The 19565-nt window shown below is 35.4% G+C and carries 17 protein-coding genes and 4 pseudogenes; 3 read left to right on the top strand and 18 right to left on the bottom strand.

All coding sequences use genetic code 11. The features are described from left to right. Positions 1–51 precede the first annotated feature (51 nt). The 10 genes from LG273_RS01600 to LG273_RS01555 all read right to left on the bottom strand — a co-directional run bounded on the left by LG273_RS01600 (position 52) and on the right by LG273_RS01555 (position 7489). On the bottom strand, positions 52–603 hold the full coding sequence (locus LG273_RS01600) for a short-chain dehydrogenase (protein ID WP_379563676.1): 552 nt from the start codon (positions 601–603) through the stop codon (positions 52–54). A gap of 16 nt (positions 604–619) precedes the next feature. After that, on the bottom strand, positions 620–1138 hold the full coding sequence (locus LG273_RS01595) for a DUF6141 family protein (RefSeq protein WP_379563678.1): 519 nt from the start codon (positions 1136–1138) through the stop codon (positions 620–622). Positions 1139–1196: 58 nt separating this feature from the next. Beyond that, the gene (locus LG273_RS01590; RefSeq protein ID WP_379563680.1) at positions 1197–1757 is read right to left on the bottom strand and encodes an AAA family ATPase; all 561 of its coding nucleotides are present in this window, start codon (positions 1755–1757) and stop codon (positions 1197–1199) included. Between the two features lie 207 nt (positions 1758–1964). After that, the gene (locus tag LG273_RS01585; RefSeq protein WP_379563682.1) at positions 1965–2315 is read right to left on the bottom strand and encodes a DUF2200 domain-containing protein; all 351 of its coding nucleotides are present in this window, start codon (positions 2313–2315) and stop codon (positions 1965–1967) included. Positions 2316–2689: 374 nt separating this feature from the next. After that, positions 2690–3592 carry an alpha/beta hydrolase fold domain-containing protein gene (locus LG273_RS01580; RefSeq protein WP_379563684.1) on the bottom strand — a complete coding sequence of 301 codons (903 nt, stop codon included), beginning with the start codon at positions 3590–3592 and terminating at the stop codon, positions 2690–2692. 67 nt (positions 3593–3659) lie between these two features. Next, the gene (locus LG273_RS01575; RefSeq protein WP_379563686.1) at positions 3660–4226 is read right to left on the bottom strand and encodes a TetR/AcrR family transcriptional regulator; all 567 of its coding nucleotides are present in this window, start codon (positions 4224–4226) and stop codon (positions 3660–3662) included. A 197-nt stretch (positions 4227–4423) separates the two neighbouring features. Continuing rightward, on the bottom strand, positions 4424–4963 hold the full coding sequence (locus tag LG273_RS01570) for a hypothetical protein (protein WP_404457210.1): 540 nt from the start codon (positions 4961–4963) through the stop codon (positions 4424–4426). Positions 4964–4993: 30 nt separating this feature from the next. After that, complete coding sequence (locus LG273_RS01565) at positions 4994–5752, bottom strand: MerR family transcriptional regulator (RefSeq protein ID WP_404457209.1); 759 nt, start codon at positions 5750–5752, stop codon at positions 4994–4996. 242 nt (positions 5753–5994) lie between these two features. Further along, entirely contained in the window at positions 5995–6672 is a 678-nt protein-coding gene (locus LG273_RS01560; RefSeq protein WP_404457207.1) for a hypothetical protein, read from the bottom strand. A gap of 169 nt (positions 6673–6841) precedes the next feature. Continuing rightward, positions 6842–7489 (bottom strand): phosphotransferase, encoded by a 648-nt coding sequence (locus LG273_RS01555; protein WP_379563694.1) that lies wholly within the window; start codon positions 7487–7489, stop codon positions 6842–6844. Positions 7490–7529: 40 nt separating this feature from the next. Between LG273_RS01555 and LG273_RS01550 the strand changes: the two are divergent. Continuing rightward, positions 7530–7889 (top strand): annotated as a pseudogene (locus LG273_RS01550) (sensor histidine kinase); the annotation flags it as partial. 67 nt (positions 7890–7956) lie between these two features. Here the strand turns inward: LG273_RS01550 and LG273_RS01545 are convergent. The 3 genes from LG273_RS01545 to LG273_RS01535 all read right to left on the bottom strand — a co-directional run bounded on the left by LG273_RS01545 (position 7957) and on the right by LG273_RS01535 (position 10042). Further along, the gene (locus LG273_RS01545) at positions 7957–8346 is read right to left on the bottom strand and encodes an RDD family protein (protein WP_379563698.1); all 390 of its coding nucleotides are present in this window, start codon (positions 8344–8346) and stop codon (positions 7957–7959) included. A 111-nt stretch (positions 8347–8457) separates the two neighbouring features. After that, positions 8458–8883: an ester cyclase gene (locus LG273_RS01540; protein WP_404457205.1), complete on the bottom strand. Its 426-nt coding sequence runs from the start codon at positions 8881–8883 to the stop codon at positions 8458–8460. Positions 8884–9187: 304 nt separating this feature from the next. Next, entirely contained in the window at positions 9188–10042 is an 855-nt protein-coding gene (locus LG273_RS01535) for an aldo/keto reductase (protein ID WP_379563702.1), read from the bottom strand. Between the two features lie 592 nt (positions 10043–10634). On the opposite strand from LG273_RS01535, the pseudogene LG273_RS01530 reads away from it, so the two are divergent. Beyond that, positions 10635–11021 (top strand): annotated as a pseudogene (locus LG273_RS01530) (transposase); the annotation flags it as partial. 200 nt (positions 11022–11221) lie between these two features. Here LG273_RS01530 and LG273_RS01525 read toward each other — a convergent pair. Further along, complete coding sequence (locus LG273_RS01525) at positions 11222–11791, bottom strand: biotin transporter BioY (RefSeq protein ID WP_404457203.1); 570 nt, start codon at positions 11789–11791, stop codon at positions 11222–11224. Positions 11792–12586: 795 nt separating this feature from the next. On the opposite strand from LG273_RS01525, the gene LG273_RS01520 reads away from it, so the two are divergent. Then, positions 12587–13606, top strand: coding sequence for a DUF3231 family protein (locus LG273_RS01520; RefSeq protein WP_379563706.1), 1020 nt, complete (start codon positions 12587–12589; stop codon positions 13604–13606). 54 nt (positions 13607–13660) lie between these two features. Here the strand turns inward: LG273_RS01520 and LG273_RS01515 are convergent. The 4 genes and pseudogenes from LG273_RS01515 to LG273_RS01500 all read right to left on the bottom strand — a co-directional run. After that, a protein-coding gene (locus LG273_RS01515; protein ID WP_404457201.1) for an IS3 family transposase occupies positions 13661–15219 on the bottom strand; the annotation gives its coding sequence in 2 pieces (ribosomal slippage) (positions 13661–14577 and positions 14577–15219; 1560 coding nt in all). Positions 15220–15249: 30 nt separating this feature from the next. Next, positions 15250–15740: pseudogene (locus LG273_RS01510) on the bottom strand (hypothetical protein). A 1241-nt stretch (positions 15741–16981) separates the two neighbouring features. Next, positions 16982–18706 (bottom strand): anti-phage-associated helicase HerA, encoded by a 1725-nt coding sequence (gene herA / locus LG273_RS01505; protein ID WP_404457199.1) that lies wholly within the window; start codon positions 18704–18706, stop codon positions 16982–16984. A 1-nt stretch (position 18707) separates the two neighbouring features. Beyond that, a pseudogene (locus LG273_RS01500) lies at positions 18708–19565 on the bottom strand (DUF4297 family anti-phage-associated protein); the annotation flags it as partial.

Raw genomic sequence — 19565 nt, 5'->3', positions numbered from 1 at the left:
CTAAGTTAGAACTAGCTTTGTATGTCCCGAAGTTTTTTCCAAAGGTGGTATTTATGGCCGTTTATGCCATGGCTCTAATGTCCCAACAATTGTTTCTTTGTCATTACCTCTAATTGCTTGAATAACTCCGTCTGAAATTTCACCATGTGTTAACCATCTAGATCCCTGTGCTTCTATTTTAAACCCCAACCTAACTTCTTTAATCGTACAGTTTGGCAAGCTCTCTTCTTGCGTTTCCTTAATATCTGATAAACGACTACTACTGCCCTTTATTAAAAGTAAAGTCCATTGTTGGTGAGGCTGTAGCTGATTTAATGTATCCTTTATTACAAACACCGCTTGAGGAGAAGTACGATGTATCCAGGCAACCACCATATGAATAGCTTTATGTTCTTTGTATGCATTTATCACATTTTCTCTTAATGCATCCATATCCGTGTAGTCTAGATTTTTTGTTTCAATTCTATAATTCTTTGCTAATCGCGCTAGTTTATGAGGATCTCTTCCAAAGGCTATTGTATGAGTTGCATGGTTAGCAACCCATCCAGTGGCTTCAGCTAGCATGCCTGTCCCACCAAAAACTAATACATTTCCTAATTGCATTGTAACCTTAACTCCTTTATTTAATATTTATTTCAAGGTCTAACGCTTCTTTTAATTCTTGTGGGTTTTTGGTGCCAATAATTACAATTTCTTCATGCTTTAACTTTAAGACTATACCTTCATTTCCACTTATATTATAAACTCTTTCTCCTTTAAAATTAACGCGAATTCCCCAACCACCAAACCGTTTTAACGAGCTATAATTTATGCTTTCATAATCTTGGATATTCGTGAAAGAGAATTGCTTATACTTTATGTGGAATGGGAAGAAACGTATATAAAGACCATCTTTGCGAACTTCGGTCACCAGTTTTATGATCCCAAAAGTTAAAGTTGGAAGCAATACTCCAAAGATAGTCCAGAAGAGGATTGTTATCGTATCAGGAGCAGGGTTATCACCGAAAGGTCGGTCTAAGATAATTTGCTGAATAAACCAATACCATATATAAATAGCACTCAATAGAATCACTACTCGTAACCAAAATTGATTTGGTCTTTGGACTTCTCTAAAAATAACTTCTCTTTTCTCACTCATTTATATTCCTTCCTTTTCTCTATCTGTTCCTGAAAAACGCTAGCTCTCAAGTCAACTTCTATAAATTAAATTTCTCCTTAATTAGGTTTGCAACTTTCTCTGCACTCAAATTGGTGTTGTTGATCTTCATATAGTTCGGGAAATTGATTTCGCCTTCTAAAGAATTCAATCTATGACTCTCTAGTGATTGCTTCAACCTATTTTCAGACCATTCGATATCCCTTTTTGACGGTTTATGTTCCAGTCTATTAGAGCTTTTATTTCGTTGAAGTCTCTCGTCCAAATCAACTTCTAGTTCTACATAGTACACAGTTGCTCCCTTAGACTCAAATAGCTGCGTTACTTTCTTTACATAATCCCAATCAGCTTGTAAATTAAACGCCCATAAGTAAGTGAAAATCATTCCGTATAAATTACTGTTTGCTACTTCTTCAAATATCTCTTGCCGGAATAAGTTTACTAATCTTTTCCCTTCTTTTGTGCCATAGTCAAAGAAATGATTGACCAATTCAATCGTCATATGATTATGAAACAATTTTAATTCTGTTATTCTTGCTAACTCCTGGCCAACTGTCATTTTACCAACTGCTTGCGGGCCAGTAATGAGAACAAAGTTCATAAGCCCTCTCCTTTACTACTTTATATGTTTACTAGTTTCGAGAAACATTAATCTAGATTACATTAACTTTCATACTTCCCTTCTGAAGCCAATCAAGTGATACTTTATGTTTTAATATTCTATATTTGAGGAAGAACCCCTTTAACTTTTGGTATATTCTTATTAAAAAACACCGACTCCAAAATTATGGAACCAGTGTTTCAACGATCATTTACGCAAAATTTTCTCCATGGCTTTTCCCTTTGCTAATTCATCGATTAGTTTATCTAGATAGCGAATTTCCTGCATTGTTGGCTCTTCAATGTCTTCCACTCTGACACCACAGATGACTCCTTTAATCAAATCCCTTGAAGGGTTAAGCTGCGGGGATTCCGCAAAGAAGATCTCAAAATCTGTTAGTTTTTCGATTTGAGCTTCCAATTGTTCCTGGCTATATCCGGTTAACCACCGGATGATTTCATCAACTTCGGCTTTTGTACGCCCTTTTTTCTCGGCCTTTGTAACATAATGAGGATAGACACTTGCAAAACTCATGGTATATATTTTATGTTTTGGCATAATTACACGTCCTCGTTATCTAATTTTCTTTAGTTTAACATGTAGGTTAAGGCTAAACGAGTGGCCGTTTTCTTTTGCGTAGAGTGAAATTTACAAGGTTGTAAGCTGCGTATAAAACACTTGCTTATTAAAAACTTTTAATAAAATGGGAAGGGTTTTTTAGCATCTGGATGAAAGACAATATATTATCATCACGCCAGACTATCAATTGGTTCTAGTAATGACGGGTATTGCACCTCCCTAAGAATTCAGGTAGATACTTAATTAAGTATTTTTCTATATTCCTTTCTTTGAATCGGCTACCCTGTTAAATGAAATAACACTTCTACAGCCTATTTCTTTTCTCTCAATTTAACCAATAATACCTTAGCTTTTTACCGACTATTTATAATATAAACCATTTCACCAGTTGCTTTCTTCGCCTCTGGTATTGGATATAGCGGAAAGACATGATTCATTTTGGGGTACTCAAAATAATTAATCCTCACGCCCTGGTCTTCTGCTTTTTGTTTAAATTTCCTTGCATCTGGCAGGAATATCTCGTGAGTTCCGACGAATAAAGTAATTTTCCCCAACCCTCTAACCTCTCCATTTAAAGGGCTAACTAGATAATGGTTTGGATTTGTATCACCTGCATAGGCTTTTCCCATTGACTTCAGACCATAAATTCCTAACGTGGGATCAACAGCATCTAACGGCTGAATATCCGGGTTTTCCAGGCTAATATCAAGCCACGGGGAAAGCAAGATAATATGTTTTGGCTGCGGAATTCCCTTTTCCAGAAGCAACTGCGCGAGAGCTAATGCAAATCCTCCCCCTGCCGAGTCGCCCATTAAAATGAGCTTGCTACTATCTGATTTAGCCAAGATTTCTTCATATAAAGGAAGCACCTTATCAAACGATTCCTGATATTGGTGGTTAGGTGCTTTTGGATAGACTGGTACATAAATGGTAGCGTGTGTTTGCCTAGCGATGATATTTAAGAATTTCCAATGGTATACTAGCGGCTGATCTACATATCCGCCACCATGTAGATACAGGATTGTTTTATCGGGTTTCTCGTTTTCTTGATTAAACACATAATAATCCATCCCTGCCATTTCTAGCCGTTCTATTTTAAACTTGTTCTTCCATTTCTCAGGCAGGACGTATGGCTTGCCATTCTCAACCTGTCTTTCCTTCATATATTCAAGATATCGCACTTCGTCTGTAAGTGTCTTTTTTCCACCAGCTCTTCTAAGGATTTGTTCTACTGCCCAGCTTCTAATACTTCGCATACTTTTCCCTCCTTGGAATTTCGTAAAAAGGAATGAATATTCATTCCGTGAAATTGTTATGATGCGATCAAATGATTCTAATAGCATTCCAGGAACTATCTTCAAGCTCTTTTACCAACTCAGATGAATAGGTTAACTGCCCTGTCTCCAGTAAGTTAACCAACATCACAATTGGTGAATAGACAATCGAAATAAGTGCCTCTGATGGTAAAGAGCGAATTTCATGCTTTTCTTTTCCTGCCTCGATTACCCCTGTAATAAAATCCAGGAATTCACTAAACGTCTTTTTACTTTTTTCATTAAGGTAATGACCGTCTTCATGGGAATTTATGAAAACAAAAACCTCAACATTGTTTCTTGCAAAATCAAATAGTCTTGTATAAATATGTGTAAACTGTACGTGAGTAGTTGCCGTCTTGGGGAAGTCAGATATTATTACTTCTGATAGTTGTTGTACGCTATTCGTATATAGTTCGTTAACCAGGAATTCCTTATTGGCAAAATAGCGGTATATTGTACCAGCGCCTACCATCGCTTTTTCAGCAATCATTGGCACTGTTGTTCCATCATAACCTCTTTCTGCAAACAAAGTTACTGCTGCATCAAGGATGTCTTTTTGTTTATTCTTGGACATTGTATCGCCTCCAATCGCGGAATGAATATTCATTCCGTTTACTATGATAATTTGATATCCCTTGTCTGTCAATAACTGTGGGCTCTTTCGTGACTGGAGAGTATAAGATTTCGCATACTTTTTACAATGAATAATAACCTCTTACAGATATTGCTGTAAAAGGCTATTTTCTGCGGCACTCTATTATAGATTATCCCTCAAGCCGTCTTCTTCCTAGGCCAGATAAAATAGGAAACCGTAATAATTAGATCAATACCTAATACAAGTGTCCATAATTTCAACACGTTCGTTAATGCTTCTGTTCGTGAAGGATCATCTATTAGAAAAGTGATTCCTACTAGAATACCAGCACCAATCAGATAAGAAAGGACATGTTTCCCCCACCCTTTTAAATAATGCATAGAATAATCCAAGCCAGTTAGTTTGAGTGGCTTTTCACCTTCTTTGGTTACGTAGTAGCGAAATCTCTCGTCAGCCCAATTTATCATACTTTTACCAAATACTATTGAAATACCTATATAAACTGCAGCAATGGCATGTGGTACAGTTGCTGTAGCTCCCCGATATAAGTCCAAACCAGTTATTATCAATAGAATTAAATCAATGACAGGGGTTAAGGCTAAGAAAAATAATCCTAGCTTATCCTTTTTTAAGACATATCTTGTGAATAAACCTAAGACAATAACGACCCAAAACCCTATTTCACAAGCAACGATCATCCAAGCAATAAAATTCAAACAAACACCTCCTATTTGTCCAATTGTTTATTATCCGTTCAAATGTTGCTGTTTTCTACTTATATACATTTCATATGCTTCTTCTATGAACTCCAGTGTCTCCGAGTCGATAGGGTAAAACCCAGCACTCTCCGATTTTTGAGGTGATTTTCTAATCTCCCAAACTTTTTCTGCAAACCCCTCGTTACCCCCAAACATGTCTTTCTCTTTTTCGTGCATACGTTTTACGATTCGTTGTATTTCGGGTGATGCTGCTCCCTTTGGCATATGCTTTTTTAATTGTGCCATTAGAGCAATCCATTCAAGTGTGTCAGGATCAGCGCTGTTTAAATTTGGCAATTGATCTAGTAACGTCATTTCTTTTTCATCAAACGTCTGGCTTAGAAAAACTTCTCTTTTGTCCATATTATTTTGATTTAGCTGGATGAGTTTCTGGACATTAGCTATATCAATACTCCCTTTAAGCACCATCTCATTTAATAACCCGTTTAATGAATGCTCAATTTCCTCTAGCCTCTTTTTCTCTTTTGAAATATAACCTAATTGTTTCTTCAAACCAACGAACCAATCATGGCCCTCCTCAGACAGCATTTCCTTTATTTCTTGCAGACTGAACCCCAACGTTTTTAAAAATTGTATTTCCTGTAGAGTCTTAATTTCCTTCTCTCCATATAACCTGTGACCACCCTCGGTTTTACCTGCAGGGGGAAGAAGGTCTATTTGATCATAATATCGCATGGTCCTAACCGTAATCCCAGTTCGCTTTGTCACTTCTTGAATTGTAATCAAGTAATCACCCTCCGTTTATTGTCGCTATGTATATTATATATAGTTACGTAGCGTCACTTACAAGCTTTTTTTGGAATTTTTTTAAGTAACTAAAATTGGTGACTACCGGTTGTTTATCCTATGCGTTTTTCACAATATAAAAATGCCCCTTAAAATATTGAATTTTAAAGGGTTTTCTTTATATATGATATATGTTCCATTTGCTAACCCTTATTCAATGCAGCACTTACCAACATCTATTATTAGCTATCCCAATAGCTAGTTTCCATGTCAATTAACCAATGATTACGAAGCATAAGTGTTCGTTCTACGCCGGCTATCGCGCCTGCAACAAATATCCAAATATTCGTTTGCCAGGAAAAATCAATTGGTGATTCGAATATTCCTATATTCTCAGCAACCCAGGGAATTTCCGTAATCATCTCTATCAGTTGAGGTAAACTTAAAGCTAATGAAGTTAATAAGATTATGACCGCAATGATTCCGATTAGCCTGCTAATTGGAGGAAATTTCTTGTGTAACCACATGCGTAAACCTCTTATGGAACGTTTTTCTGGGTATATGGAAAAAGCCTCTTCATTACTCGTTTCGTATTCATTTGTTTCATAATGAATACGGTTTATCCCGTAACCTCCACTATCTATTTCAATTACTCCATTTTCTATTGGAAAAGCTGCTGGAAGCTTGGAATAGGCAACATGTTTTCCCTCTCGGTATAAATCAGCCATAGGCTCCTCTGCAAAATATTTGCAGTTTACAGCATAATTGGTTTTCTCCTTTTGATTATTTGTTATTTCTATATGGAATAAGGAGCGCGTAAAGATATGCCAAAGTCGATATTCCTTTAATGTATGGCCATCTCCCGCTTTGACTTTTTTCATTTTCAAACGACGTCTTCTTTGACGAATAAAACGAATCATTTTGGTGCACGTCACTCCTTTTTAAGCTTTTTATAGTTATACGTTTGTTAGTTATTTAGGTTTCATTTACTGGAATAAGGTTAAGGAAAAGAAAAAGAACCGAGAAAGCGTACCTTGTTGTACGTTCTCGGTTCTAAGACAGACAGTTATAAATTTGTTTGGAATGTACTCATTTACCCCCTTGGTATTTAGCCGCCAAACGCCTTATTATATTGTTTAATCTAGCTTGATCTTCAATTATTTTATTAACCATTTTACAAGTACGGCTATCAATTCCATTATGGACCAGTAAAGCAATCACACCTCTTGTTGACCATATGTTTAAATTCTCCGATAGCAAAATCCAATCAAATTGCGCAAAGTTTTCTATATAACCTTCCCTAAAATTTGTTAGAGATGTGGTTATCTTTTCTTCTGACTCTTCTATATTAATGAACGATGAAATTAATGCACTAATATCAAAATGGTTATTTTCTCTTCTTACTTCGCCAAAATCAATGATGTATATATTTTTATCGTTAGTTATAATATTCCACGTTGCCAAATCACCATGTATGAAGCAATTATTTTCATGCTGACAACCTATACTTTTCTCAACCATAACTTCTAATTGTCTGCGGAAATTCACTTGTGCAAAGTCACTATCGTATTTTAAACTTTCCCACATACTTCCCAATGAAAAACGGTCAACCTGCTCTATTATTCCTTGTATTCTTTGTGTTTCAGAATGAAAAAGAGAAATTACCTTGCCCAAATTATAGAAGTCAATGTGGGTTGCCTTCTTATAATTCGGAATGTACGTTTGTATATTATACACTTCACCACCTGCTTCGAACCTAGCCTTTCAGCTCATCTCACCTGACAAACTCAATATAAAATGTGACGTGGGCAAAATGGAGCGTGTGTTTGATAATATTATCCGAAATGCTGTCAGCTATAGTTTCCCTGATAGTACGATCACGATTGAAATGAAAGAGGAGAATGAAGGCATTCACATTCGGTTTGAAAATCAGGGATTTACGATCCCTGAGGAAAAGCTGAACCGTATCTTTGAGCAATTTTACCGCTTAGATTCCTCAAGAGGCACCAATACAGGTGGGGCTGGCTTAGGACTTGCGATTGCAAAAGAGATTGTGGAACTCCATCAAGGGACTATTTCTGTTTCGAGTTCTGATGATAAAATTGAGTTTAATATTTATCTTCCAAAGACTTTGTAAGGAATTCCATGAAAAAGACACTTTCTAGCTTTATATCTAGAAAGTGTCTTTTTATTTATTGATTAACCTATAATTCTTTCACTACAGTATTTGAAAAACGATCGTGGGAAAGAGCTGCCCCGCCCTGACCTTCGAACTTCTCACGGTTCTTCAAGTAGTCAAAAAAGCTGACAGTGTCCCGGTAACCTATCCGCTTCATAATTTGGCCTGCTGTTAACTCAGGACCTTCCGTACTTTCGAGTTCTAACCCCATTTTTTTGTACCCAATTGTTTGGCCGGTGCGGCGCAACTGGCCATATTCCAGTGTCCACATTACGATGGTTGGTGTTAGTAAAACATGCACCGCTTCGCTTTTCACTTTTTTCCGTAGAAAATACTCTACACCAGCTGTTACAGCGGTTGAGATTGCCAAATCAATCAAAAAAGCTTTCGTACGTTTTTTTGTAATAGGTTGCACTAGAGAGCCCCTCCTTGTTTGCTGAGTATATATTACTAATTATTCTAACATATATCTTATCTGATTAATGTGTAGGTGTTTTGCGAAATGACACGTAATTCTATTAGCTTCTTAAAATATCCCTAGTTGTTCCATAAGGCTAATCCCATCAGAGGAGACCCAATATTCCTTAATCAATCCGTCATTCACATAAAACATATCCATACCATTGAAACTCACTTCTTCTCCAATTTCTGCCTTGGCGCCCTGCATTCCTCCTTTATAAGACCCTATGAACTTCCAACGAGCTGATACGTATGATTTGTCTACAATCGGTCCTACTTCAACCAACATTTTTACATTATCAAAATATGCATGTCCGTCCTTAATAATCCCCTTCAATGCTTCTGAGCCTTTTATTTTATCGGATGTTTTCCCGTCAGTCCTTGCCTGATGAACAGTGCAATCTGAAGCTGTTATTTCATCAAGTACAGAAACATCCTCATTCCAAGCTTTTACCCATAATTCATAAATCTGCTTTCCATCATATACCGTCATTTAATATACCTCCTTTGTTAAGTCCTTATAGTTAATTTCGATAAGAGTTGGCATTTCCCTGTATATTAGGTGGTATCTAATACCTCAAATGCAAAGATTAAAGTCCATCATTAAAACATTTAAGTTAACCATTTACACATAATCTTGTTAACAGATAAAGTTTTAAAAATAAAAAGAGGACCTGCTTAAAACAGACCCTCCTTTCAGAGTTTCCCACTGAATATCGTATCAAAAACGATATTGGCTACATGAAACGAATACTATAAGATGTTTGATTGAAGTTTCACTTTATATAGTGTCTTGCCTATACATATTCATGATATTCATTTGGATCCTGACCTTCTACACGGCCATCTTCTCCTTTATCCAATGAATCAATTTTTTCAATATCTTCAGATGCTAAATCAAAGTTGGTGCTATTGAAATTATCTTTTTGATGCGCTGGATTACTTGATTTTGGTATAGTAAATACGCCAGCTTGATAATTCCAGTTTAAGATAATCTGGGCCGGGGTTTTATCGTACTTCTCTGCAATTTCTTTAATTGTAGCATTTTCCAGCACGTCATTCAGATAACCTCGACCAAAAGGGCTCCAGGCTTCAGTAAGAATGCCACGTTTTTTATTTTCTTCCACCATACGGTTATTATTAAAATACGGATGACGCTCCACTTGGTTTGTAGCAGGCGTCACACCTGTTGCTTCAATAATGTCGTCCAGATGTTTAGGTTCAAAGTTTGAAACGCCAATCGTTCTGATTAACCCTTGTTTTTGGGCATCCACTAAAGCCTTCCAAGCTTCTACATACTTGCCGTCCTTAGGATTTGGCCAATGAATTAAATACTTGTCAAAATACTTTAATCCAGTACGACGCAGCGATTCTTGAATAAAGATAAATGCCCTGTCATATTCATGGTAAGCGCCGGGCAATTTCGTGCTGACTAAAATTTCTTCTCGAGGCAATGCGGACCGACGCACAGCTTCACCGACAATTCCTTCATTGTCATAGTTTGTTGACGTATCGACTAAGCGATACCCTGTATTTAAGGCGTTTAGAATTTCAAATGTGCCTTGATCTCCGTTAATACCGATCGTACCTAACCCCACATAAGGGAGCACTGAACCATCATTTAGAGTAAAAACGTTATTATTTAGAGTCAAAATCTCATCTCCTTAAAAAATTTTCGTAATGTAAGTTGAGAATGGAAAATCGATATTTCCATGATGTCCATAATTACGATACCCGAATTGAAAAAATCCTACACTCATCGGAATTGACTGTAGGAAGTTGGCAATTTTTGTAATAGATTTATTATGCATTCGATTTAAATCAATTTAGAATGGCATCGAAAGGATTTAATCTTCTTGTAATAAGAAATAGCACTGAATCATTAATACAGGCCGAAAATTTTGTGCTTATTTATGAGAAGGGTTTGAATACATAACGGACTGTCTAGTCTTTTTTCTTCCTTTTTACGGAACCCTTCTTGAAATTACTGTTGTATGCACAACCCCACGAATTTGATCCACCTATGCCATCGCCAAACCCACTACTATATTCCTAATTTAAAGATGCTGAAACGGTCTTTACAAAGAGTGGTGGTAATAGTAGGCTTCCATGCCAGGGTAAGCTTCTAGCTGCCGTTTATTGCCTAAATGCATTACCACAGAGGCTCTTTGTCAAGACCCCTAAATAAGGCATACCTTGCCAGGATAGGTCTTAATATCTAGTGTTACTGAGTGGCTCAAAAAGATGGTAATCGGAACAACGCAAAATCGTTCTGAACATGTATTTCGCCGATTGAAAGTGATCGATACCAAAGGAAATGAGCTACAAGTATTGACCAACCTGACCAACCGGTTTGATTTAGATGCTGATGAAATTGCGGAACTGTATAAATCGCGCTGGGCGATCGAACTGTTTTTCAAGTGGATGAAGCAGCAATTAATCATTAAGAAATTTTACGGACAAAGTGAACAAGCTGTATATATTCAAGTTTACATCGCTATAATCGTTTATTGTTTAAATGTAATCATTCAACTGGAAGTCAAAAGTGACCATGCCTATTTACAGATCACCCAATATTTAAAAACTGCCTTGTGGAGGCTAGCCTACATTTGGCTACGTAAAATTAAGTGATGTAGCGTTCCCTAATCCTTCTTCACATCATTGTTGCTTTGGGCAAACATTATAGTAAAAATGAAGAATTTCAGCTAAAATTTTTATGTAAAGATAGCTGAGCTTTATAGTCGAAATATGCAAATAACGCTTTAAATAGGCAAATTATCGGTCAGAGTGACACTTTTTTGGGCTTCTATTTATTCAATTAGTGTAATAACTTATGCAACTTCTTTTTGCATATCTCCAAGCAGTTTTGCTTGTATCAGGCGTCTTCTGACGATAATACCAATCCAGCTGGCTAGAAATGCCTTAATGAAACCTACAACAAGAAACGGGTATACTCCGGCAGCCAAGGAAGCACTCCATCCAAGATCCAGTACAAGTTTCAATTGAATAGTACCAAAAATCAGCGTTACAAACATTCCCATAATATTTGCGATGACAGCCATTGGGATTGTAAACCTTGTTTTTTCCAAAATGAGACCAGTAAAGTACGCTGCGGCTATAAACCCAAAAATATATCCACCTGAAGGGCCTACAAGCACCTGTGGTCCCCCACTAAATCCTGCGAATACCGGAAGTCCGACCGCTCCTATCGCCATATAGAGTACCATTGCCAATGCTCCCTGACGGCTCCCAAGAATGGTTGCTGCAATCCCTACTGCCAATGTCTGGCCACTGATCGGAATAAGCGGAAGTGGAATTTCCACCTGTGCGAGTATTGCAGTTAAAGCGGCAAATATAGCGATCTTAAGCATAATTCTCAGTTTATTTCTTTGTCGATTCAATGTAAACGTCCCCCTTCTATTAATAATAATTTTAATAGAAGGGGGACTTAATTGTCAACCACCATCACTAAACGGTTAACAATTATAATTTCCTACATAACGATCATTAAAAAGAAGTAGAACTTATTTCAAATTTAAGTTTCAATATGCATTGTTCGCGATGATAAAAATACACAAGTTGAAGTTCCAAAACCTTCATATGATACCATGAAAGTTATTCAACTCAACTGTTTCTTTCTTGGTATGTTATTGTATATTCAATTAATAGTTGCGCCATCTTAAGAACCTTTATTTGATTATGCGGCAATCGGGCGCTATTATCTAATAAGGATTAGCGCCAATATTGGGCTAATTATACGAGAAATAAAATGCTGGTAGTGCTATTAAACTATTCCTCCATTTGCTTAAAAGCAGAAATTGGTAGGAAGATATCTTTTTTATCTATATTACAATCATCAGGGCGTGTATTACCATTTTTGGTTGGATACCATTGTTTAGAACACGGAGTTGAACACAATTTGAAGTCAATATTGGTAAGGATTTGAAGGGGTATTGGGTAAAAGAAAGAGAGCAGGATCCACTATTGATTCAGACTGAGTAATATATTTGCCAAAGTCTTTGGAAAATCGTGGAAAACACATAAAAAACGAATCAACTTTGTTACCTGTGAGTTAACTTCCCATCAAATTTTTGCTCCTGCCCTTACATTCTACATTAGTAAAGAACAATTACTTCATAAAATATACCTTTATTGTAAACAATAAATACATCCCTACATTTTGAGGAGGATACATGATGAATGAAAGAAAAATATATTTAACATCTTCAGAAATATCTTCACTTTGGACAGCTTATATGAATGATAGCATGTCAAAGTGTGTTTTAGGCTTTATGCTAAAAGATATTAAGGACGAAGAAATGAAGATTGCAATTCAGTCCGCATATGATATTTCAGCCAGTCATTTGGAACAGTTAACTACTATTTTTCAAAGAGAAAACTACGCAATTCCAAAGGGATTCACCGAACAAGACGTAAACATGAATGCTCCATGGCTGCTTACTGATACGTTTTGTTTAACCTATGTGAATCATATGGCAAGAGTCGGGATGATTTCGTATGCTGGGTTTGTAGCAATGAGTTTTAGAGAAGATATATGTAACTATTTTTCACAGTGTTTAAATGAAACCAATCAGCTTTATAGTCAATCGCTTAGAATAGCTTCATCAAAAGGTTTAAATGCTAGAGCCCCTTATATTGAGGTTCCTAAAGAAACAGACTTTGTAAACAATAAAAAGTATATGAGTGGCTTAAATCCATTTAGCGAAAAACGTCCACTGAACGCCGTTGAGATTTCTTATTTGTATATGAATATAATGACAAATGTAATGGGTGTTAAGTTGTGCCTTGCCTTTGCGCAAACTTCTCCTTCCAAAGAGGTACAAGATTTTATGTTACGAGGGAAAAACATCTCGCAAAAGCACATTAAAATTTTCGTTGATATACTGTTGAAGGATGATATAGAGGCTCCTCATGTTCCTGACACTTCTGTAAGTGACTCTACAACCAAAACATTTTCTGACAAACTGATGATGTTTCATATGTCGCTTATAAGTGCTGCTGGAATAGGTAATTATGCTACTGCTTCAGCTGCTAGCCAACGAAATGACTTAGCAATCAATTACCAAAGACTATCGTTAGAAGTAGCCCGACTCGCTAAGAGTGGAGCTGACATTATGATTAAAAACAACTGGTTAGAGCAACCACCAGGGATAAAAGATAGAGAAAAGTTAGCAAAAAATAAAGAAAAAAGCTGATTACTTTATGAACTGACCCCTGTCAAGTAGACAATGAAAATAATAAAAAGTAATCTAAGCGGCTTTAGCTCTATATTCCAAAGGGCTAAGGCCGTTTAGCCTTTTTTGATATCTATCGTAATTATAAAAATGTATATAGTCTTCTATAGCTTGAGACAAATCTTTAAAAGTCTCATATTTATTCAAATAATACTTCTCACATTTCAACGTCCCCCAAAAAGATTCCATTGGTCCGTTATCAATGCATCGTCCTACTCGTGACATACTTTGTTTCATCATTGCTGAATCTATCTTACGTTTAAATCCTTTAGAAGTGTACTGAAATCCTCGGTCACTATGTATTAGTGGTTGATCCCCATTCAGATGCACTACGGCTTGGTCAATAGTTTTAAATACAAGTGAGTTATTATTCGAATTCCCGAAAACATAACTAATAATCGATCCATCATATAAATCGAGAATAGCACTCAGATAAGCTTTCTTTGAGTTACCGTATTTAAATTCCGTTACATCCGTTACCCATTTTTCATTTGGTTTTTCTGCCTTGAATTCGCGGTTCAATACGTTTTCTGTGACATGTTGAGGGGGGGAGTGCTTATAAGATTTCTTCTTTTTACGAATAACAGACTGTATACTGGCCACTTTCATCAGTCTATAAATACGTTTGTGATTGAAGTTCTGATCAAATTTCCGATTAATATTTAACGTCATTCGACGATAGCCGTATATTCCATCAACCTTTTCATGAATATCCAGCATTTCTTTAATTATCTCTTCATTCTGAAGTTCTTGGGCCGAAGGCTTGCGTTTCAGCCACTTATAGTAAGCCCCTCGAGTGACTCCTGCGATATCACAAAGTAATAGAATACTTAGTTTTTCTTTTTCTTTAAGTTCCTGGATAGCAATATATTTATCTTCAAAACGTAATCGGCTTACTTTCGCCTCCTTTCGATTTCCTCTAACTTTTTTAAAAACAAATTCTCTGCACGTAATCGTTCATTTTCTCTTTCTAGCTTTTTCATTTCGAATTTGGTTTTTTCTTCTGGAGTTAGCTCTACTTCATCTTTCTTTCTACCACGTTTATCTCTAAGTGCTTCTTCTCCACCAGCTTCATACTTTTTCACCCACTGGTAAACTTGTTGATAAGAGACCTGGTAGGTCTCAGCTGTTGTTTGGTAATCCTTTGTATTCCCGAGACAATCCAAAGCAATCTGAATTCGTTCTTCCCAAGTCGTTTTCCTACCGTTAGTCATAGTGCTCGTCCTTCCTAATGACGTATCTTTTAATTCACTATGACTATTATACTTCCTAATCCATTTCTTGAGGACTGATCTACTTGAAATCTCATATTTCCGAACAATCTCCCCTCTAGAGTACTCCCCTGACAAATAATCTTTTACGGCATTCAGCTTAAGCTCATGCGTATAAGGTTTCCAAGTAGAGGACTCTTTCAGTCCCTCTGATCCATATTGCTCATACTTGTATTTCCATTCTCTAATTGTAGACATAGCCACCTTATACTTTTTCGCAATATCAGCTAATGAATAAAAATCTCCGTCCCACACTTTTAATACCTCAATTTTTAGTTCAGGAGAAGAAGATCTTTTGGACATAAAAAATACTCCCCTTTAGTAGTCAGATTTTTATTTTTTAATCTGTCTACCTAAAGGGGAGCATATCATTATGACCAGCCTTTTTCTTATTATCAATTGTATCAATAAACCTAAGAGCAAACCTGGTATTACACTTAATACTGGTAGCCTGATAGGCCCCAATAGGACCCCAAACAAAGTTAGTTTAGAAGAATAGATAGTTCCAACGTTCACGAAATAGGCTGTAAATACAAAAGGTAAAGAAGAATATGGCCTCTTTCAGCCACCTGCATCTTTATAAGCCTCCCACATCGCAAAAAAGTACAAACAAGGATAAAACATTAGCCATTGATAGTTGGCTTGGTCGATTGCAGTTTGAATATCTCCTTTAAAACTAAAAATGATACGTTAAAATTCTCTTGGACATTAACCAAGAATTCTAAGAAAACCAGTAAAATACCTTTAATATATTTTCCACTTAGTAATTGGCTAAAGCCTGGTAATGCAATGCTCCATAATAACATTTCATTTGCCCTCACCATGCCTTATTCCCTTAACTGTTAGATTGTAGAATATCTTTTTCATGTTATTAACTTAGTATTCCCAATAGCAAAGTGAGTAAGCATTAAATCCCGTTAAAGATGTTCGGTACAGAAGTGGCATTTTTTACTGGCCCATGAACAGCTAACTATTTCCGGTTACTTATAAAAGGTGTACAAACGATTACGATTATAAATTGGATAACAGATATATGAAGAAGTAACAATTTAGGCATTCTTGGACAAGGGATTGAGAGTATATTGGGTAAGAGGAATAGACTGGACCCACAACTGGATCCATCCTAGATTGTTATTGACTTGATATTGAAAAAAACGATGGGAACAAGGGAAATACGTCTTATTTCTCATCACTTCTTTCTCCTACTATATCTCCCTGTTACTTAGTTGGAATTTTTCCTAATCCACCTTCATCCCTCCCCCCCCCCCGCTTCCACCCTCTTATCTCGACTTTTTCTTCCCTCCATTATGTTATTAAGTTCTTCCCCAAACCGTCATTTTTCCTCTCTTTTTTCCATTCTGGGTTTGTATCGAATAGTTTGACAATGTTAAATAGATGTTCCCTAAACGAGAACAGAAATAAGAAAACTATATGAAAAACAACTGAACACGCTATTGGACAAAGGATTGGTGGGTTATTGAATACATAGAAAAAGACTGGACCACTATTGGATCCAGCCTGAGTTTTTATTGATTTTATGATTGAATCAAGATTGAATACATATTGTTCGCCTGCTCTTTTTTCCTCCACACTCTTCCCTCTAATGTACCAATTATATAGCAATGGATACCGACTTTTTAGCGTGGGGAAGGAGAATTTAGCAGGGATATAACTCGTTTGTTCAGTGACAATAAAGTTGGAAACCAATACTTCTTATTTTGCTGGGTTTAAATGATTCAGTTAAATTTATATTATGAAATAAAGTTGGAAACTTGCTTTTAATTTCATAAAGCCAACTAACAAATAAAGTTGGAAACTGACTCCCTTAGAAAATTATCTCTCTAAAACTATTATCAAAAAAGCATGTATAAAATCTCATTTTGCCCGTCTAGAGTAGATAGGGAGTATAATAAAAAAACTAATATTCTCCACAACTCGAGGAATTACCCTATCAGAATTGCGAGTTATTTTTTAATATAAAGTCCTTATGTATAGTATCTTTGTACTGTAACATTAATTTGACCTTTTGTTTTCCGTGTTACTTCAACATTGTAAATATCCACATTTATTTATACCACTCACCTTTAATTCGATTTATCTCTAGATTCTTCCATTCTTCTCTCCATAAGTCCCAGTATGGAATATCGTTTGACGATGGCGGCAATTCACAAGGATCTATCTGAACAACAGATGGGAGAACAACTGAATCTCCAATTAATAGTGCTTCTCCTGCTTTCAGTGACGGCATTTTCTCTATTAGATTGCCTAATGTATCTGGTAAAAGCTTCTTAACATAGTTTTGATCATGTGGATTTGTTAACCTCATAGCAATAAAGTTATTACATTGAGAGAAAATTGTCTCCGATAATTCTGATGGTCTTTGACTTGCAAGAAGTAATGAAACACCATACTTTCTTCCCTCTTTAGCTATTCTTTCAATTGAGCTTTTTGAAGAGCGGTATTTGGATAAATCACTATTTGGGACATACTTATGCGCTTCCTCATAAACTAAAAGTATGGGAGCATCATTATTAATTGTTTCATTTGGATTTTCCTCAAATCTCAATCTTTTATAAAAATATCCATATTCAAAAATTATACGAGAAATAAGTGATACAGTAATACTGAGAACTTCAAATGGAACTCCGCTTAAATCAATTACTGTTATATTTGATTCTGAATTTTCATTGTACCCTAATAAATTTTTTAAAGTTTCCTCAAATGTAATTACTTTAGACCTTTCACCTAAAAGAAAATCATACCTTTTATCATTTACCTTATTTTCTAAGCGATTTAAAAAGTTTATTAATTTTCCATTAACACCAGCTGCTGATGTTCCAACAGGAACTAATTTTTCAATAAATAGTCTATGTTGACTTTCATCACAGAATATGAATTCTCCTCCGTTTTCATCTTCCCACTTAATTTGATTTTCCTTGTTTTTCCTCTCCATATTTTTGTACTTTAAATACTGTAATACTTCTTCTAAATCAAAAAACACAGGTGAATCAAAATGGATTTTCTCCCTTTCCTCTTCATTTCCACCTAAATGAAGTTTGCGGTTTTGTACGATAGCCTCTTTAAATACGTTTCTCTGATTATGATCATTTGCCTCTGTATCAAGAAAAAGTTCTTCCAACTCTTCGCTATTCAATAACCAATAGGGCAATGAAAGACTGTTAATATCATAATGGTTTGCATTTGGAAATGCAGACTTGTATTCTGAATGAATATCAAATAGAATAATATGCGAATTGTTTAATGCCAAAAATTCTTCATTTTTTTCGGAAACTGCCCTCTGTAAAATTGTTGTTAACGTGTGAGATTTCCCAGAACCAGTTGAACCTACTATTGCAATATGTTTATTAAAGAATTTATTACCGTTCACTGGTATCTTAATATTGCTGTTTGTTGATAAAGAAGAAAAAGTAAAATCTTCGTCATTAGAAGAATGACTATAAATTTTTCTTATTTCTTCTTCTGTTGCAGGTTCCACCTTTTTAGGAGGTATAGCAAGTGAGTCTCCCCCCCTAATAAATTCCTCACCTTTAATCAAACCTAAAGGATTAGCTTCAATTATATAGTTTCTTTTACCTTGTTCTGATACTTCTATCGAAAAATTTTCAATTATAGAGATTAAAACTGAATTTTCGTTATCCATTACTCTTAAATAAGATCCGACTCTCAAAGTCTCATCCGCTTTTTTAAAATTCTCCAAGTCATCCACAGATATTTTGACTTTGTTTGGATAAACCGCAATTACTTCAGCATTTACGTCTGTTAGTGTCATTTCAAATAATCTCCTTTATGTCATTAATTTCATCAACCTGAATTTTTATATGTTTTATTTCTTGTTGATTATTAGTGTAATAGGAGTTCTTTATATAAAACTGATAAACTTCTTTTGTCCTATTAGTCTCTTTTAGTAACAAATCAATGTAATCAATTTGGTTAATTATTTTTAATTTAATTTGATTATTATAATTCGCGGTTTCACGTATTGACTCTGAGGAAAAAGATGCTCCTGCAAAATCAAAACCGTCTAATATTTTAAATCTCTCCTTATATAGTTCTGATTTAAGTTTTATTAATTCTTCAGCAGGAATATTATGTATATAAACATAAGGACAGAATGGTATAGGAGCCCTTCTAGATAAATTTGACCACTTCCTTGAAATCAAGAATAATAATTCCTTTAAACTAGAACGCAAATAATTACTCTCATCAATTTCAATTAGAAAAAACCTTTCAAAAGGAGAAGAGTTTAAAGTTGTAAAGTATTCTTTTCTAAGCTCAGCTAGAAATTGCTTTTTTCCTTTTAGTGCAACAAACCATTCATTAAATAATAACTTTTTGTTATCTATTTTTTCTAGAAATTCTCTTTTAGATATTCGTCTATTCTCCACCATATTTTGGATTGCAAGATCTTTTATTACTTTTAATGCATTGTTATAAAAGTAGTGTTCTGCCTGAAACTTGCTACAATCAAATAAATTTTCAAATGAATTAATAGTCTTTTTATATTGATCAACATAACTAACTGCATTGATATTGATAGTAAGTTTTTGAATAAAACTTTCTAAATCTCTATTATCAAGTTCAAGCTCTATATGGTGTTCATATCTAACCTTATCACTTGTATATGTAAG

Source organism: Oceanobacillus kapialis (genome assembly GCF_044790185.1).
Taxonomy (GTDB): domain Bacteria; phylum Bacillota; class Bacilli; order Bacillales; family Amphibacillaceae; genus Oceanobacillus_B; species Oceanobacillus_B kapialis.
Note: the sequence above shows the minus strand (reverse complement) of the source record. Positions and strands in the feature narration are given on the sequence as shown.

Excerpts from the sequence above, each read along its gene's own strand:
- LG273_RS01540 (WP_404457205.1), bottom strand. The coding sequence starts at position 8,883 with ATGACGGTATATGATGGAAAGCAGATTTATGAATTATGGGTAAAAGCT.
- LG273_RS01560 (WP_404457207.1), bottom strand. The coding sequence starts at position 6,672 with ATGATTCGTTTTATTCGTCAAAGAAGACGTCGTTTGAAAATGAAAAAA.
- LG273_RS01580 (WP_379563684.1), bottom strand. The coding sequence starts at position 3,592 with ATGCGAAGTATTAGAAGCTGGGCAGTAGAACAAATCCTTAGAAGAGCT.
- LG273_RS01585 (WP_379563682.1), bottom strand. The coding sequence starts at position 2,315 with ATGCCAAAACATAAAATATATACCATGAGTTTTGCAAGTGTCTATCCT.
- LG273_RS01575 (WP_379563686.1), bottom strand. The coding sequence starts at position 4,226 with ATGTCCAAGAATAAACAAAAAGACATCCTTGATGCAGCAGTAACTTTG.
- LG273_RS01590 (WP_379563680.1), bottom strand. The coding sequence starts at position 1,757 with ATGAACTTTGTTCTCATTACTGGCCCGCAAGCAGTTGGTAAAATGACA.
- LG273_RS01520 (WP_379563706.1), top strand. The coding sequence starts at position 12,587 with ATGAATGAAAGAAAAATATATTTAACATCTTCAGAAATATCTTCACTT.
- LG273_RS01600 (WP_379563676.1), bottom strand. The coding sequence starts at position 603 with ATGCAATTAGGAAATGTATTAGTTTTTGGTGGGACAGGCATGCTAGCT.
- herA (WP_404457199.1), bottom strand. The coding sequence starts at position 18,706 with ATGACACTAACAGACGTAAATGCTGAAGTAATTGCGGTTTATCCAAAC.
- LG273_RS01595 (WP_379563678.1), bottom strand. The coding sequence starts at position 1,138 with ATGAGTGAGAAAAGAGAAGTTATTTTTAGAGAAGTCCAAAGACCAAAT.